We start from the raw sequence: 16,014 nt of genomic DNA on the forward strand, positions 1-16,014 counted from the left end.
TTTACGCAGGCACTTTCTGCCCGCTATCGGCGCGATCACACGTCTTCGCTGCCGCTCCCGCCGGAACCGGAGCCGGAGCCCGAGCCGGAACCGGAGTCACCCCCGTCGCCCTCGTCCTCGTCGTACGAGGGCGGGGTGGTGGCCAGGTCCAGGGCCTTGCGGGCGGCGACGGTGGTGTCGCCGTCGACGTACGCGTAGCCGCTCTCGTAGTGCAGGTAGAACGTGTCGGCGTCCCCCGCCGTGGCCGCCTTCGCCCAGTCCGCGCGCGCGTCCCGCATCTCCTCGACCAGGGCGTCCACCGACCTGCCCGCGTCACCGGACCAGGTGTGGGCGTCCAGCGCGCCCGCCTGTGCGGCGAGCACGTCCCGCACGTCCGCCGCCCAGTCCTTGTTCGCGTCGAGGTCCTCCTCGGCGTAGTCGTCCGGCTCCTCGTAGAGGACGTCGTCGATCGCGGCCATCGCCTTCAGGAAGGCCAGCTGGTCGGCGTCCAGGGTCGTCTCGTCGGCGCGCAGCGAGCCGGTCAGGGTGCCGGTCTCGTCGGTGTGCGCGAAGACGCAGGTGATCTCGCGGTCGCCCCACTCCCAGCTGTCCGCGGTCGGCGTGAGGTAGTAGACGTCGACCTCGTCGCCCAGCGCCCAGGGATCCATGGCGTAGGCGTCCTGGAGGGGCCGGCAGTCGTCCTCGGCCCGGTCCGTGACGTAGCCGTCGCCCGGGTAGTCGTCGCCGGACAGCGGGATCGTGCCGAACACCTCACCCTCGTGCGGCTCGGTGCAGGGCACCTCGTCGACGTCGTAGACGTCCCGGTCGAAGCTGCCCGGCACGTCGAAGCAGTCGCCCGCGGCGAGCGAGTACCCGCTGCCCCTCGCGCCCTCCTTGACGCCCTCCCAGAACTCGGAGGCGACGTTCGTGGACAGCGACAGCGCCCACAGCGCGAGGCCGAGGGAGGACACGACCGCGCCCGCGATCGCCATCCCCCTGCCCCGCTCGCCGCGCTTCTTGATCTGCACCAGCGCGATGATCCCGAGGATCAGCCCGACGGCCGGCAGGAAGCAGAGCAGCCCCAGCACGAGCGCGGCGATGGCGACCCCGTTGACCGGCGCGGGCCGGGCGAAGGGCGCGTACCCCTGCCCCCAGACCTGGTACGGCCCGGGCACGGCACCGTAAGGGGCCTGCGGCGCTTGGGGGTACGACCCCTGCGGATACGGGCCGTGCGGCTGCGGAGGCCGGTACGGGTCCTGGGGCTGCGGGGACCCTGGGGGCGGGGGTATGGACACGAGTACCGTGCTCCTGGTTCGGGCGGATCGAGGCGGGGTGCGGGCAGTCTGGCAGCGGGGTCCGACAGTGGTGCGGAACTCGGATGCGGAGCACGCGACTGGGCGGCATCGTAAGCGTGTGACTCACGGGGGCGGAATGGCGATCGCGAACGCGACGATTCGGGCGGTGAACGCGCTTGCCGCGCGCTGGGCCGGGGAGATCCGCGCGGACGGGAACTCGGTCTTCTCGGCGGCGGGCGTCTGGCCCCTGCTGGCCTTCCTCGCGGATGGCGCCGGAGGAGCCGCGCGGGCGGAACTGGCCGACGCCCTCGGAGTGCCGGCGGATCAGGCCGCGGGGGCGGCGCGCGAGTTGCTCGCCGGGATGGGCGCGGCACGGGGGCTGGACACGGCCCTGGGCCTGTGGACGAAGCGGACCCTGGAACTGCGGGAGCCGTGGGCGGCGGGGCTGCCCGCCGAGGCGCACGGGGTGCTCACCGCGGACCCGGGCGCCGACCGGGCGGCGCTCGACGCCTGGGCGGCGCGGCGGACCGGCGGCCTGGTGGAGGCGATGCCGGTCGACGTGACGGACCGCACCGAGCTGGTGCTGGCGAGCGCGCTGGCGTTGCGGACCCGCTGGCTGCGGCCCTTCCAGGCGGGCGGTCCGCTGGACACCCCGCACTGGCCCGAGGGGGACGTGGCCGCCCTGACGCGGGAGAGCGGCGTGCTGGACCGGATCGGGGTGGCGGACACACCCGACGGCCACGTCACCGAACTGAAGGTCCTCGGCGACAACGCCCTCGACGTCCATCTGCTGCTCGGCGAGCAGCAGATGACGCCGGGCCAGGTGCTGGGCGCCGGTGTGGGGCTGCTCGCCCGCCGGCACCCCGTCCTGCCCGGGTCGCGGCTCCCGTACGGCGCGGCGGGACCCGGCGTGCGCGTGGAGCGGGAGCGTTCCCTGACGCCCGATCCACCGACGCTGAAGGTGACGGCACCGGCGTTCCGCGTCACCGCCGACCACGATCTGCTCGAACGGCACGAGCTGTTCGGACTCACCACCGCCCGCGACCAACGGCACGGTCACTTCCCCGGCATCAGCGGCACCCTGCCGCTGGCCATCGGGTCGGCCGGGCAGTCGGCGGTGGCGCGGTTCGGCGCGACGGGGTTCGAGGCGGGCGTGGTGACGGCGTTCGGCGTGGTCGGCGCCGCCGGTGTGCCGCGCCTGCCGTGGCTGGTCACGACCGTACGGGCCCGCTTCGACCGTCCGTTCGGCTTCCTCGCCGTACACCGCCACTCACGGCTGGTGCTGGCGGCCGGATGGGTCGCGGACCCCGAACGGCTCCCCGAGTACCCCGACGACCTTGAAGACCGCGAGGACTTTGAAGACCGCGCGTACTCCGAGGACTTCTGATGCGTGCGATCCCCCTGGTCAACGGCCTCACCGCGCGCTGGGCGGCGGCCGCTCCCGCACGCGGTGGCTCGGTGTTCTCCGCGGCCGGGCTCTGGCCGCTGCTCGCGTTCCTGGCGGACGGGGCCACGGGCCGCGTACGGGAGGAACTGGCTGACACCCTCGGGGTACCGGCGGATCAGGCGGCCGCGGCCGCACGGGAGTTGCTGGGCCTGCTGGAGCGGGTCGAGGGGGTGGAGTCCGCGCTCGGGCTGTGGACGGCTCGGACGGTGGAGCTGGAGGAGCCCTGGACGGCCGGGCTGCCCGCCGGGGCGCACGGGGTGCTCACCGGGGACCCCGGCGCCGACCGGGCGGCGCTGGACGCCTGGGCGGCGCGGCGGACCGGCGGGCGGATCGGGCGGATGCCGGTACGGCTGGACCGGAACAGCTCGCTGGTGCTGGCGACGGCGTCGGCGCTGCGGACGGACTGGGAGGAGCCGTTCAGCGGGGACATCGGCGTCTGGGCGGGCGGCCTGCCGTCCGGTGCGGACGTGGCGGGGCTTCGGCGGACGACCACCGATCTCGATGCCGTCGGGGTGGCGCGGGCGCACGGCGGAGCCGTCACCGAGGTGCGGGTGCGGGGCACGAACGGGCTGGACGTCCATCTGCTGCTCGGCGAGGAGCGGATGACGCCGGGGCAGGTGCTGGCGGCGGGGGTGGAGATCCTCGGGGGCCGGCTCACGGCCGTTCCCGGCGGACGGCTGCCGCTCGGGGACGCGGGACCCGGGCTGTGCGTGGCGCGGCAGCGGGTGCGGGAGCCCGCGCCGCCCTCCGTCGTCCTCGCCGCCGTGGAGTTCGCGCTGACCTGCGAGCACGACGTGGCGGCCCACCCCGACCCGTTCGGCCTGGCCACCGCCGTCGACGGCCGGCCCGGTCACTTCCCCGGCATCAGCAGGGCCCCGCTCGCACTGCGCTCCGTCCACCAGACGGCCACGGCCGTCTTCAGCGCCGAGGGCTTCCGGGCTACGGCGGTGACGGCGGCGGAGGCGATCTGGCTGAGCGCGGAGGAACTGCCGTACGAGACGACGGTCGTCCGCGCCTCCTTCCACCGCCCCTTCGGCTTCCTCGCCGTCCACCGGGCGAGCGGGCTGGTCCTGACGGCGGGGTGGGTGACCTGGCCGAAGGCCTGGCGGGAGGAGGACTACGGGTGGCCGGAGCAGGGTGACGAGACACCGGTGGTCTTCTGAGCCTCACCTGGTCCGCGAGCCTGCGCTGCTCCCGTCGTAAGGCGGTGGGGCGGGTCGTACGGCTGCCGTGGGGCCGGCGGGCGGCGGGCCGGACGAAGGGCCGGGCGAACGGCCGGGCGAACGGCCGGGCGAACGGCCTCGTGGTCCGGCCGAGGAGCGCACCTGCGGCGGACCGCGCCTCCCCGGCTCCCGGGTCGGCGGCCCGGCGCCGTCTGCGAAGCTGGGACGATGACCATGCAGATCACGGCGGAGTGGGAACAGCGGTGTGCCGCCCTGTGGGCCGCCTTCGACGACTGCGGCGCGGCGGAATTCCGCGCGAGGATCAAGGCGCTGACCGACGAACTGCCGGAGGGCCACCCCGTCGCGGCGTTCGAGCTCGCCTCCGCCCACGACGCGACCGACCTGGGCGAGCGCGCCGTCTCCCTGTACCGGGAGGCTCTGGACGCCGGTCTGGACGGCGCGCGCCGACGGGAGGCGGTCATCCAGCTGGCGAGTACGCTGCGCGCCCTCGGCCGGCCGGAGAGCAGCGCCGAACTGTTGGTCGCGGAGCGCGGGCGGACCTCGGACCACCTCGACGACGCGGTCACCGCGTTCCTCGCCCTGACGTTCGTCGACCTCGGCCGCGAACGGGAGGCCGCGGCACTCGCACTCGGCGCGCTCGCCGGCCATCTGCCGTCCTACAGCCGATCACTGGCCCGATACGCGGCCGAGCTGACCGACCCGGTTCCCGAGCAGTGAGCCGGCCGGACATACACGGGCTCCCGGACTCCCCGGCCTGATCGCCTGGTGGAGGTTCCGCGATTTGTCGTGCATAGCCAGCATGTTCATGGCCATCTTGGACTCGAGTCCGCGCACCGGGACCGCAAGATCAAGCTCCGCAGTACGCGGAGGCCGGCATCGTCCGGGACACCCCCGAAGCGCCCTGTGCCTTTCGAGATCAGCTGAATCTCGAGATGCTCACCCCGCCGAAAAGCCGACGGCCGCTTGCGGACCCTGCGGACTGACTGCGGACCGGCCGGGCATGCGGAGGCCGAGAAATCCATGGCGCACCAGCCGGAGCTGCAGTGAGACTGCGCAGGTGAGCGACCGCTACCTGTCCCTGCTGATCGAGGCCCAACGCAACTGCCCGGCCTTCGGCGCCTGCGACGAGCACGGCCGCCGGTACGTCCGCCCGCCGACCGACGACGAGCCGCTCGCCCCCGCCTGGCTACCCATCGACCTGACACGCGACTCCTTCGAGGACCGGACGGCCGACAACCGCGCCCCGTGGCCCGACGACCGCTCGGCGCTCTGCTGGTGGCTCCCCAGCTTCTGGCGCCGGGACCGCCCATGACCGACCACATCGAGAGACTCATCCAGCAGCTCGACGACTCGACCGGGCCGTCGTACGACGCCCGCGCGGAACTGATCGGCATCGGCTCCGACGCCATCCCCGCCCTCATCAACGGTCTGCCCGCCCTCGGCGGCTTCGGGCAGCTGACCGCCATCGAGGTCTTCGAAGAGGTGGCGGACCCACGCTGCGGCCCCGCTCTGATCGCCCTCCTGGGCAGCGACAATCCCACCGTCCGGGAATGGGCGGCGGTGGCCCTGGCGAGCCTGAAGATCGACGGCGCGGTCGAACCCGTGCGCCGCGCCTACCGCGCCTGCCTGGAACGGGCGACGCCACCGGACTGGAGCGAGCCGGGAGGCATCCGCTGGGCCCTGACCGAACTCGGCGCCCGCACCCCTGTCGTCCCGCCGCTCACCGCACGCCTGCGCGCCACAGCCGTGGATGATTCTCCCGGCTGGCCCTCGGCCCGCTTCGCCGAGGTCATCAACGACCTGGCCGACCACGCCCAGGTGATCCTCTGCTCCCAGTTCTGGCGGGTGGACGCCGGCCGCACGTATGGCGTCTCCGGCACCGGGCTGGACTGGGAACTCGACTGGACCACGCCGTGGGAGCAGCTGGTCGAAGAATCCCGCACCTGGTCCTTGCTGGAAGCCTCAGAATCCCCCACCGGCGACGACATCTTCGTCGCCCTCGCCTGGATCGACCGTACCGACCTATTCCTGGAGCGATAGCCGATGCCGCACCGCGAGTCCCGAGAGACGTTGACTCGCGCTTGATGGCTCACGACAGGGGACTGTCAGTGGCGTCCTGCATGCTGGAGGGCGAGCCGAGGCCAAGGGGGATACACCAGATGGGTGGAGTCGACACGGCACGGGGCATGGGGTTCCAGACGGCGTGCGCCATCCTCCAGCTGATCCGCACCCCGGACCAGTATCCGGAGGCGGAGACCTTCCGGGTGGAGGGCGCCGACGAGGCCATCGACTTCGAGGTGAGGGACGCGCGGGGACGACCGCTGCTGCTCGCCCAGGCGAAGACCCGGGTGGAACCACGCACCTGGTCGGGCCCGGAGCTGGTGCGGCTCGCCCGCCGCTGGGGCGAGGCCGACCCCAACAGTACGGCGGTGCTGCGGTTCCTCTCCGACGGACCGGTGCAGGCGTCGGGGCAGGCCGTGCGAGACGCGGCGGAACGCGCCCGCGCCCTTGCCGATCCCGAGCAGTGGCTGGCCGGGTGTGAAGGCTTGGGAACCTCGATCGCACTCACCACTGAGGACCATGCGCTGATGCGCAGGCTAGAGATCCACACCCGTACCGGCCCGTGGGAACAGATCCTCAATGAAGCCAGACTCGAACTGCTGCGGCTCTCTCCCACCGCCGTGGCGTCAGCCGAGATCGACGCCATCGTCGACGCGTTGTTCGTGAAGATGTTCCAGTGGTCCGGGGAGCGGCGGATCGACCGGCGTACGGTCCGGCTGGACGAGCTCCCGGGGCTCCTGCGCAGCCACCGCACCACGTCCGGGCACGGGGCGGACGTTTCCCCGGGGCCCCGCCGCGCCCTGTTCCGGGGCGTCCCCTCAGCCACCGGTCTCCGCGGGCGGACCGAGGAATTGGACACGCTGAGAAAGCTGTTCGACGAGGAACCCGGCACCGGGACCGCCCAGGTTGTGGTGGCCGGGCTCGGCGGCATCGGCAAGTCGAGCGTCGCCCGCCTGTACGCCCACCGGAACCGGGAGGCGTACGAATTCGCCTGGTGGATCCCGTCTGACACACGGGAGGACGTGCTTGCCGCGTACCGGCAGTTGGTGACCGAGGAACAGCAGGAGGCCGAGCCGGCCACCGAGGCGGAGATCATCGAGCGTGTCGGCCGTCGTCTCGGGCGCCTGGGCACCAAGCTCCTGCTGGTCTACGACAACGTCGCGAACCGCGAACAGCTCCAAAGACTCCTGCCCGTCGAGGGCGCCCACGTGCTGGTCACCACCCGTGACTCGGCCTGGGCCACGGCGGAAGGTGGGCTGGTCGTGGGCCAGATGGCCACGGAGGAGGCCACCCGCTGGGCAGCGGAACGGCTACCCCGCGTGCCCGAGCCCGAAGTGTCCGCGCTGGTCGACGCGGTGGAACGCATACCGCTCGGGATCGCCCAGGCCACCGGTTACATCGCCGCAACCGAATGCCCGGTGGACGTCTATCTGGCGGAGCTCTCGGAGTGCCGGGCCCGCCTGCTCGACAACCCCGGTTTCGTCCCCTTCGACTACCTCGCGGGAGTAACGCTGACGGCGGCAGTGACCCTCAGCGTGGGACGGGTGCTATCCCTCGCACTGCGCTCGCCCGAAGGGTCCGAACAGCAGCTCGCCGCCGAACTGCTGGCCCGCTGCGCCCTGCTCGCCCCGGACTTCATCCCGCTGCACCTCGCGGCACTGGACATGCCGACCGGTTCCGCCGTGTACGGCGCCGTGACGGAGCTGCGCAGATTCTCCCTGATCGCTCCCCAGGACGGCATGCTGGCGATGGGGTCGGCACCGACAGCTTCCACCCGACCGGCCTCTTCGACCGCGACCCGCAGCACGAACTGCCGGTCGTCGAGCATCTGGAGGCCGCGCCCTACACCGACGCCCTGGTCACCCTCGCCGCCACGCGCACCTTCCCGGTGAAGCAGCCGCCCTCGGGGACGCTGATGAGCGCCGTGCATCACGGCGTCCCCAACCGGCATTGGACCGCCCCGGAGCCGGTCACCAATAGTGCTGGGCATGGGCGCAGACGCCGTGACGGAGGTTCGCCGATGACCATCTCCCCACCACCCGGAACCGCCGAGCCGGCCCGTGCCGCCTCGCCGTTGACGATCAGCGAGCAAGGCGCGTTCTGGGTCGGCGTCGGGCGCAAGCCGACCGAGGCCGGGACCGCCGCCGAGGCCGCGATGTACGTCCAGTACCAGATCCCGGCCGATCTCCGGCATCCGCTGCCCGTGGTGATGGTCCACGGGGGCGGCGGCCAGGGCACGGACTACCTGTCGACGCCTGACGGCCGCCCCGGCTGGGCCACCCGGTTCGTCCAGGCCGGTTTCGCCGTATACGTGGTCGACCGTCCGGGGCACGGGCGCTCCCCGTACCACCCCGATGTCCTCGGGCCCATCGAGGGCGCTGCGCCGACGTACGAGTTCATCCGTTGGCTGTTCTGCGACGGGGCGGCACGACCTGGCAGCCAGTGGCCCGGCAGCGGCGAGGTCGGCGACGACTCCGCGCTGGACCAGTTGATGGCGAGCCAGGGCCCGACCCTGCCCACCTTCGCCGAGAACGAGGAGCAGATGCGGCGCTGCGGGGCCGAGTTGCTGGACCGTATCGGACCGGCCGTGCTGATCACCCACTCCATGGGGGCGCCGTTCGGCTGGCTGGTCGCCGATGCCCGGCCCGGGCTGGTGAAGGCCATTGTCACCATCGAGCCGATCGGGCCGCCGTTCATCGAACTGCCCGGCCTCGGAAAGCTGGAGTGGGGACTCACCGCGGCCCCGATCACTTACGAGCCGCCGGCGCGGACCCCGGAGGAACTGCGTCTCCGGCTGCGCGAGGCCGGGGCCGACGGGCTGCAGGACTGCCTCGTCCAGGACGAACAGGCCGGCCCCGTGCGGTCCCTGCCAGGGCTCCAGGGCTTCCCGATCGCCGTGGTCGCGGCCGACACCTCGCCGTTCGCGCCGTTCCAGCACGGTGTCGCCGACTACCTCGCCCAGGCCGGTGCCGACGCCGAGTTGCTGCGCCTGGCGGACCTGGGGCTCACGGGCAACGGTCACCTGCCCATGGGCGAGAAGAACGCCGACGACGTGGCCGAGGCACTGATGACCTGGCTGAACAAGCGACTGGCGGATGCGGAGGAAACGTCCCGGTGACAACCGTGGCAACCGTGCCGACTGTCGAGACCGAGGTGCTCATCGTGGGCAGCGGGCCCGCGGGAGCGAGCGCCGCCCTGGCGCTGAGCACCTATGGCGTGCCGAATGTCATGGTCACCCGCTACTCACGCCTCGCGGACACGCCCCGGGCGCACAGCACCAACCAGCGCACCATGGAAGTGCTGCGTGACCTGGGTGTCGAAGAGGATGTGATCGCCCAGGCCACCCCGCAGCATCTGATGGGCAACACCGCCTTCTGCACCGCCCTCGCGGGCGAGGAGCTCGGCCGGCTGAGGTCCTGGGGCAAACGAACCGCTCGTGCAGGCCGCGCACGAGCTGGCCGGCCCCACCCGCCTGTGCGACATGCCGCAGCACCTCATGGAACCGGTGCTCGTGGACGCGGCCATAGCACGCGGAAGCCAACTGCGCTTCGACACCGAGTATGTGTCCGTCGTCCGCAAGCTGATCGGGGACGAGAGATCCCGGTGACCATCAAGTCGTCCTCCGCGTGGACGGTCAACGAGGTGTACGCCGAGACGTACTCCAGCGGCCGGGTGTTCTGCGCGGGCGACGCCTGCCACCGGCACCCACCGTCCAACGGGCGACCTCACCGCGAAGACCGTGAAGACCGCGGAGACCGAGACGACGACGGCGGTGCTGGAAAGCTTCGCCCACCCCTCGGCGCCCACGACACGGCCCGTGCCGTCACCGCGTCTCTCGGGACGCCTGCGCCGGGCTGCACGCGGGAGCGGTGACGCACGTCCCGGTGGAGGTCGCCGACCTGGCCGTCGAAGCGGCTCGCGAAGCCCGGGCCGACGGCTGCGTGGCGGTCGGCGGCGGTTCCTGGCCAAGGCCGTCGCGCTCAGGACCGGCCTGCCGATCGTCGCCGTCCCGACGACGTACGCCGGATCGGAGATGACACCCGTCTGGGGCCTGACCGAGGGCGCGGTCAAAACGCACCGGGCGCGACCCGAAGGTGTTGCCGCGCAGCGTCGTGTGGCTGTGCGGTGCCTGTCTCGGCGCGACCACCATGGGGCTGCACCACAAGCTCTGCCATGTGCTCGGCGGCGCCTTCGACCTGCCGCACGCCGAGACGCACGGCGTTCAACGCGCCGGCGGTTCCCGAGGCACTGGCGGCGCTGCGCCGGGCCCTCGATGTCCCCGATCCGGTACGGGAGTTGCACGAGCTGGGCGAGCGGCTGGGCATCCCGCGATCGCTCGCCGACCTGGGCCTGACCGCCGCGGACATGGACCGTGCGGTCGATGTCGCTCTCGGGGCGCCGTACGCGAATCCCCGCCCGGCCTCCGCCGACGAGCTGCGCTACGTCCTGCACGCGGCCTGGGCGGGCGAGCCGCCGTACGGCGGCTGCCCCCTCCTACCGGGAGATCTCGGCGTACGGAACGCCGCTCGCACGTCGGGCCACCCGGCGTGCGAGCTCGGCGAAGGCCGGGGCGGCGGGCGAGTGACCGGCCTCCGGAAAGGCGACTGCGGCCACCAGGCCGAGGGGCTCCTTCGGAGCGACGTTCTCCACTCCCGGGTGCGGGAACATCCGGGTGGCCGACAGCGGCATCAGTCCCACCATGTGCTGGTAGGCGATCTTCAAGGACACGTCCAGGGCCGAGCGGGCGTGGGAGCCGACCGTCGGGGCGTCGTCGTCCCCGTTTCGTCCGCCCACCCAGAAGTCGAGGCCCGGCTCGGGGGTGACCCAGGGCTGATCGAAGACCTCGGTCACGTCCACCGCGGCGGCCGAGGCCAGCGGATGCCCCTTCCACAGCCCGACGGTAAGGGGCTCGGTGAAGATCGGTACGCGTGTCAGACCCGGCATGTCGACGTTCAGGGGCAACAGCGCCACGTCGTACTCGCCGGCCAGCAGCGGGGCGAGACCCTGGTGGAAGTCCGCTTCGTGTACCCGGATCGTGACACTGGGATACCGCTCGCAGAACGCCTCGATGACCGGATGAGTGAGTTCGGCCAGAGCCACGCCGTAGCACGCGACCCGCACCTCGTCCCGTCGCCTGGCCCGGATGGCGCCCGCGGTGGCGGAGAGCCGCTCGGCGTCGGCCAGCACCTCGCCCGCCCGTTCGAGCAGTTCCGCGCCGTCGGCGGTGAGCGCCACATGCCGTTTGTCGCGGTCGAACAGCTGGACGCCCAGCTCACGCTCGAGGGCGGCGATCGAGCGCGTCAGCGCGGGCTGGGTGAGGTGCAGACGCTCGGCGGCGACCCGGTAATTCAAGGTCTCGGCGAGCGCCGAGAAATGGCGCAGGCTCCGGAGTTCCATCAGCCCTCCAGAAAGGCGAGGTCCACGGCGTCGTGGTCCGCGCCAGGTTACAGCGCGCTTCCCCGCACGTCACCAGGCAGAAATGTGCGGCATTCCCGTCACCCCCTCCGACCTGCTGTGATGCACGGCACTCATCAAGCCCACAGCTACCGGCATTGGACGGTCCTTCGCCGCGCCGCCAACACTCCCTTCAGGCCGACCCAGAACAACAGCGGATGGGGTGCGAATTGTCCGAGACAACCGAGGCAGCCGAGAAAATCATCGAGATTCCGCAGCCGGAGCCGGACCTGACACCGGAGGAACTGGTGCGCCGGGCCGCCGGCATGAGGGCCTGGCTACGTGATCATCAGGACGAGACCGAACAGCGGACCGGTATCTCCGAGGACACGCACAAGGCGTTCCTGGAGGCGGGGTTCTACCGGTCCCTCCAGCCACGCCGCTTCGGCGGCTACGAGTTCGACCTGCGGACCTACTCCCGGATGGTCACCGAGGTGGCCCGCGGCTGCCCCTCCAGCGGCTGGAACCTGTGTCTGGCCGCCTCCCACAGCCTGGTGGTGGCCGGCCGCTTCCCCGAGAGCACCCAGCGCGAGGTGTTCGGGCCCGACGGCGACTTCCGGGCCCCGCTGCCGATGGCCCCGAGCGCCACCGCGACGAGGACCCCCGACGGGTACCGGGTCAACGGCCGCTGGGACTACTCCTCCGGAGTCAACATCTCCACGCACTTCCTGGGAGGCGTGCTCATCATCGACGAGGAGGGCGGCACTCCCACGCCCGGCCTGGTGCTCGTGCCCTCCGGCTGGCGGATGCTCGACAACTGGGGCGAGATCCTGGGCTTCCGCGGCAGCGGCTCCAACAGCGTCGTGGCCGAGGACGTCCTCGTACCGTACGAGTACGTGTCCAGGACCCACGCCGCGGCGAACGACGCCACCGACGGGCCGGGTGTGGAACTGCACGGCAACCCCATGTACGCGGGCCGGCTGATGACGTTCTTCAACATCCAGCTGTGTTCGATCGTGGCGGGCACCGCCTGGGCCGCGGTCGACGAGTACCAGCGGATCATCACCACCAAGAACAGCCCGCTGCCGCCCTTCAAGCCGCGCAGCCACGATCCGGAACACCAGCGCAACCTCGGCCTGGCCACGGCCCTGGCGGACAGCGCGCAGCGGATCATCCTGTCGGTCGCCGACGACTACACCGCCTACGCGGCCCGGGGCCTGGCAGGGGGCGAGCCCTTCTCCGAACTGGACGACCAGGCCCTCTCCGTCACGGCCCGGCAGTCCGGCCAACTCGCCTGCCAGGCCGTCGGGATGCTGGCCTCGGCCAGTGGCTCCAGCGCGCTGGCGAACGGCCAGCGCATGCAGCGGTACCTGCGCGACGTCGCCACGTACAAGACGCACGTCAACGCCCAGCACAGCTGGTTTGCCACGGGATACGCCCGCTCTCTGCTCGGCGTGGAGAACCCGGCGTGAACCGGTCGACGTCCGCCTCGACGACGCCCGGCGGCGGCCCGGCGGACGACCCCGGCCGGTTCCGGCACGTGCTCGGCCACTACCCGACGGGTGTCACGGTGGTCACCGCGAAGGAACCCGACGGCACCCCGGTCGGCATGGTCATCGGCTCGTTCACCTCGGTGTCCCTCGATCCCCCGCTCGTCGCGTTCTTCCCCGGCCGCTCCTCCACGACCTGGCCGAGGATCATGGCCGGCGGCTCCTTCTGCGTGAACGTGCTGGCCGCCGGCCAGGAGAGCCTGTGCCGGGATGTCAGCGCCAAGGCACCCGACGTCTTCGACCGCCACCCGTGGCGCGGCGCGCCCTCGGGCAGTCCCGTCCTGGCGGGCGTCGCCGCCTGGATCGACTGCGACATCGCCGACGTGTGGACCCTCGGCGACCACTACTTCGTCCTCGGCCGCGTACGGGAACTCGGGGTGGAGAAGACCGGCGCCGCACCGCTGGTCTTCTCCCAGGGGCGGCTCGCCCCGCTGCCGCCCCGCCGGGACCACGACGACTCGGCCGACTACACATGGCCCGACTGGCTCTGAGGGATCTGAGGGATCCGAGAGAGGAAAGACGCACCATGCGCGATCAAGGGCTTGGCTCGTGGCCCGCGCGGCGCGCCCGCATGGCACCGGAGGCCACCGCCGTCGTGCACGACGGTGGATCCCTGTCCTACGCAGAGCTGGCCGCGCGCGTGACGCGGCTCGCTCACGCCCTGCGTGCCCTGGGGGTCGGCCACGGCGACCGGGTGGCCTACCTGGGCGCGAACCACCCGGCCCTGGCGGAGACCCTGTTCGCCGCGAACGCGCTGGGTGCCGTCTTCGTACCGCTCAACACCCGCCTCGCGGCACCCGAGTTGGCTTTCATCCTGAGGGACGCGGGGGCGGCGATACTGCTGTACGCCGCCGAACTCACCGCTGTCGTAGACGCGTTGCGGGACGACGTGGAGGTGAAGCACTACGTCGAGGTGGGGAGCGCGTACGAGGAGCTGCTGGCGAACACACCCGACGCCCCCCTGGACGAGACGGTTGGCCGCGACGAGGTGTGCATGATCCAGTACACCTCCGGCACCAGCGGCCGTCCCAAGGGCGTCATGCTGTCCCACGCCAACATCGCCTGGAACTGCTTCAACATGCTGCTGGACGGGGACATCGCCTCCGACGACGTCGCTCTGGTGGTGGCACCGATGTTCCACACCGCCGCCCTCAACACCGTCTTCCTGCCGGGCTTCCTCAAGGGAGGGACGTCGGTGCTGATGCACGGTTTCGACCCGGACCGGGTGCTCGACGTCATCGCCGAGCACCGGGTGACGAGGATGTTCGGCGTGCCCGCGATGTACCAGGCCATGGCCCGGTCGTCGCGGTGGGCGACGGCCGACCTGTCGTCGATCCGGATCCTGATGTGCGCGGCGGCCCCCGTACCCAAGGCCCTCATCCACACGTACCAGGACCGTGGCCTGACCTTCCTCCAGGCGTACGGCCTGACCGAGACCGCCCCCGCCGCACTGGGCCTGCGCGCACGGGACAGCATCCGCAAGGCCGGCTCGGCCGGCACGCCCTGCTTCTTCACCGACGTACGCGTGGTGCGGCCCGACCTCACCGATGTCGCACCGGGCGAGGTCGGCGAGGTGATCATCGAGGGCCCCAACGTGATGAAGGGCTACTGGCAGTGGCCCGAAGCGACCGAGGACGCCTTCGTCGAAGGAAGTTGGTTCCGCTCCGGAGACGCGGCCACCGTCGACGAGGAGGGGTACGTCACGATCGTCGACCGAATCAAGGACATGTACATCTCCGGCGGAGAGAACGTCTATCCGGCCGAGGTCGAGCAACTCCTCCACCAGCATCCCGCGGTCGCCGAATGCGCGGTGATCGGCGTACCCGACGAACGATGGGGCGAGGTCGGCAGAGCGCTGGTCGTGCCCCGCGCGGGCTCCGACGTGTCGCCCGACGACATCATGGACTCCCTGTCCGGCCGACTCGCCAAGTACAAGCTCCCCAAGTCGGTCGTCCTCGTCGACAGCCTGCCCCGCAACGCCACCGGCAAGGTCCTCAAGGCCCGCCTGCGCGGCCAGTACGGCTCCCTGTCAGACCACGGCGCCGAGGCATGACGCCAGGCCAGGGAACGACTACGGCACCTGGAACCCCTGGGCGACAGCCCGGCTGCCGTCGGTCCCGGGAGGGCTGTCGATCCGTGAGGCGGCTGCGGTGCTGAGCGAGGGGGTCGGGTCGGCCGTCTCTGCGAGCGGCATGAACCCCGACGCGCAGGCCCACTTTTGCGAGACGTTCCTCGCCCCCATTCGAGACGGCATAACCAGTGTCGGCAGGGCCGCAGTCGAAGCCGGGCGCGGCTGGGACAAGGCAGCAGGCCCTCTTCTGGTAGTGCTCACGCCAGCAGCCTGAGATGCGACAACACTCAATCACCCAGCAGTTGATGTAACGCCTCCGCTGAGACGGCACAGCGAAATCCGGTGTCGTCGTCAAGCATCTCCGACGAGGCGTCGTTGAAGGCGGCAGGGGTCACCCGCGAGAAGGGGCTCGTCCATGCCCCTGCTTTGAGTTCATATCGGCTCGGTTCTGAGAGCGTCGAAGTCCACTCCCACGCATTGCCGCACATGTCATAGACCCCGTAGGAGCTGACTCCGCTGTGATATCTCGTCACGGGGGTAGTTGAGCCAATGCCGCTCTCACGTGTGTTGCATTTCGCTGGGGTCTGTTGGCTACCCCAGGGGTAGGTCTCTCCCCTGGGGCCTCGTGCCGCCTTCTCCCACTGCTGCGAGCTCGGCAGTTCCTTGCCGGCCCATGACGCGTATGCGGCAGCGTCATGCCATGTGACGAACACGACCGGGTGATCGAGGATGCTTTCGGGGCACCTGCCCTTCGGCCAGTGCTGTGGAGTCGCGTGCCCTGTCGCGGCGACGAAGCGCTCATAGTCCGAGTTCGTCACCGGGTAGAGGTCGATGTAGAAGGATGGGAGCCAGACAGGGGTGTTCCCGGCTCCCGACAAGTACACGCCCGCGTCAACAAGCGCCATCTGCTGCGTTCCCGTTCGGGGGCTTGCGCTCCTGACGCTGGGGCGCCGCCTGTTGGGCGAGGCCCTGGTTCTCTTCGGGCATCACGTCGGGGACGCTGTGGGTCGGGCGCCTCTTGCTGGACGTGGCC

At 71.4% G+C, this 16,014-nt stretch carries 13 protein-coding genes and 2 pseudogenes; 12 read left to right on the forward strand and 3 right to left on the reverse strand.

Annotation, left to right across the window (positions count from 1 at the left end; genetic code table 11):
* Window positions 1-35: 35 nt before the first annotated feature.
* Entirely contained in the window at window positions 36-1,154 is a 1,119-nt protein-coding gene (locus U5640_RS15640) for a DUF4190 domain-containing protein (RefSeq protein ID WP_340376406.1), read from the reverse strand.
* A gap of 256 nt (window positions 1,155-1,410) precedes the next feature.
* On the opposite strand from U5640_RS15640, the gene U5640_RS15645 reads away from it, so the two are divergent.
* From U5640_RS15645 to U5640_RS15685, 9 genes and pseudogenes are all read left to right on the forward strand, one after another.
* Window positions 1,411-2,661, forward strand: coding sequence for a serpin family protein (locus U5640_RS15645; protein WP_340376407.1), 1,251 nt, complete (start codon window positions 1,411-1,413; stop codon window positions 2,659-2,661).
* Window positions 2,661-3,884, forward strand: a complete 1,224-nt coding sequence (locus tag U5640_RS15650; protein ID WP_340376408.1) for a serpin family protein — start codon at window positions 2,661-2,663, stop codon at window positions 3,882-3,884. The genes U5640_RS15645 and U5640_RS15650 overlap by 1 nt, the downstream gene beginning before the upstream one ends.
* Window positions 3,885-4,112: 228 nt before the next feature.
* On the forward strand, window positions 4,113-4,622 hold the full coding sequence (locus U5640_RS15655) for a tetratricopeptide repeat protein (RefSeq protein ID WP_340376409.1): 510 nt from the start codon (window positions 4,113-4,115) through the stop codon (window positions 4,620-4,622).
* Between the two features lie 340 nt (window positions 4,623-4,962).
* On the forward strand, window positions 4,963-5,217 hold the full coding sequence (locus U5640_RS15660; protein ID WP_340376410.1) for a hypothetical protein: 255 nt from the start codon (window positions 4,963-4,965) through the stop codon (window positions 5,215-5,217).
* On the forward strand, window positions 5,214-5,945 hold the full coding sequence (locus U5640_RS15665; RefSeq protein ID WP_340376411.1) for a HEAT repeat domain-containing protein: 732 nt from the start codon (window positions 5,214-5,216) through the stop codon (window positions 5,943-5,945). The genes U5640_RS15660 and U5640_RS15665 overlap by 4 nt, the downstream gene beginning before the upstream one ends.
* 119 nt (window positions 5,946-6,064) lie before the next feature.
* Complete coding sequence (locus tag U5640_RS15670) at window positions 6,065-7,858, forward strand: ATP-binding protein (RefSeq protein WP_340376412.1); 1,794 nt, start codon at window positions 6,065-6,067, stop codon at window positions 7,856-7,858.
* 128 nt (window positions 7,859-7,986) lie between these two features.
* Window positions 7,987-9,084, forward strand: a complete 1,098-nt coding sequence (locus U5640_RS15675; RefSeq protein ID WP_340376413.1) for an alpha/beta hydrolase — start codon at window positions 7,987-7,989, stop codon at window positions 9,082-9,084.
* Between the two features lie 5 nt (window positions 9,085-9,089).
* A pseudogene (locus U5640_RS15680) lies at window positions 9,090-9,686 on the forward strand (FAD-dependent monooxygenase); the annotation flags it as partial.
* Window positions 9,687-9,773: 87 nt separating this feature from the next.
* A pseudogene (locus U5640_RS15685) lies at window positions 9,774-10,442 on the forward strand (iron-containing alcohol dehydrogenase); the annotation flags it as partial.
* Window positions 10,443-10,460: 18 nt separating this feature from the next.
* On the opposite strand, the gene U5640_RS15690 reads toward U5640_RS15685, so the two are convergent.
* Window positions 10,461-11,363 carry a LysR family transcriptional regulator gene (locus U5640_RS15690; RefSeq protein WP_340376414.1) on the reverse strand — a complete coding sequence of 301 codons (903 nt, stop codon included), beginning with the start codon at window positions 11,361-11,363 and terminating at the stop codon, window positions 10,461-10,463.
* Between the two features lie 227 nt (window positions 11,364-11,590).
* Between U5640_RS15690 and U5640_RS15695 the strand changes: the two genes are divergently transcribed.
* The 3 genes from U5640_RS15695 to U5640_RS15705 are packed head-to-tail and all read left to right on the forward strand — an operon-like array spanning window position 11,591 to window position 14,963.
* On the forward strand, window positions 11,591-12,832 hold the full coding sequence (locus U5640_RS15695; protein ID WP_340376415.1) for an acyl-CoA dehydrogenase family protein: 1,242 nt from the start codon (window positions 11,591-11,593) through the stop codon (window positions 12,830-12,832).
* A complete protein-coding gene (locus U5640_RS15700) occupies window positions 12,829-13,401 on the forward strand; it encodes a flavin reductase family protein (protein WP_340376416.1) in 573 nt (190 codons plus the stop codon). Before U5640_RS15695 ends, U5640_RS15700 begins: the two co-directional genes overlap by 4 nt.
* 35 nt (window positions 13,402-13,436) lie before the next feature.
* Complete coding sequence (locus tag U5640_RS15705; protein ID WP_340376417.1) at window positions 13,437-14,963, forward strand: long-chain fatty acid--CoA ligase; 1,527 nt, start codon at window positions 13,437-13,439, stop codon at window positions 14,961-14,963.
* Window positions 14,964-15,268: 305 nt separating this feature from the next.
* Here U5640_RS15705 and U5640_RS15710 read toward each other — a convergent pair whose 3' ends face one another.
* Entirely contained in the window at window positions 15,269-15,886 is a 618-nt protein-coding gene (locus tag U5640_RS15710) for an SUMF1/EgtB/PvdO family nonheme iron enzyme (RefSeq protein ID WP_340376418.1), read from the reverse strand.
* Window positions 15,887-16,014 lie beyond the last annotated feature (128 nt).

This window comes from Streptomyces sp. SS7 (assembly GCF_037993025.1).
Lineage (GTDB): Bacteria > Actinomycetota > Actinomycetes > Streptomycetales > Streptomycetaceae > Streptomyces.

Excerpts from the sequence above, each read along its gene's own strand:
- U5640_RS15670 (WP_340376412.1), top strand. The coding sequence starts at position 6,065 with ATGGGTGGAGTCGACACGGCACGGGGCATGGGGTTCCAGACGGCGTGC.
- U5640_RS15705 (WP_340376417.1), top strand. The coding sequence starts at position 13,437 with ATGCGCGATCAAGGGCTTGGCTCGTGGCCCGCGCGGCGCGCCCGCATG.
- U5640_RS15645 (WP_340376407.1), top strand. The coding sequence starts at position 1,411 with ATGGCGATCGCGAACGCGACGATTCGGGCGGTGAACGCGCTTGCCGCG.
- U5640_RS15650 (WP_340376408.1), top strand. The coding sequence starts at position 2,661 with ATGCGTGCGATCCCCCTGGTCAACGGCCTCACCGCGCGCTGGGCGGCG.
- U5640_RS15665 (WP_340376411.1), top strand. The coding sequence starts at position 5,214 with ATGACCGACCACATCGAGAGACTCATCCAGCAGCTCGACGACTCGACC.
- U5640_RS15710 (WP_340376418.1), bottom strand. The coding sequence starts at position 15,886 with ATGGCGCTTGTTGACGCGGGCGTGTACTTGTCGGGAGCCGGGAACACC.
- U5640_RS15675 (WP_340376413.1), top strand. The coding sequence starts at position 7,987 with ATGACCATCTCCCCACCACCCGGAACCGCCGAGCCGGCCCGTGCCGCC.
- U5640_RS15655 (WP_340376409.1), top strand. The coding sequence starts at position 4,113 with ATGACCATGCAGATCACGGCGGAGTGGGAACAGCGGTGTGCCGCCCTG.
- U5640_RS15690 (WP_340376414.1), bottom strand. The coding sequence starts at position 11,363 with ATGGAACTCCGGAGCCTGCGCCATTTCTCGGCGCTCGCCGAGACCTTG.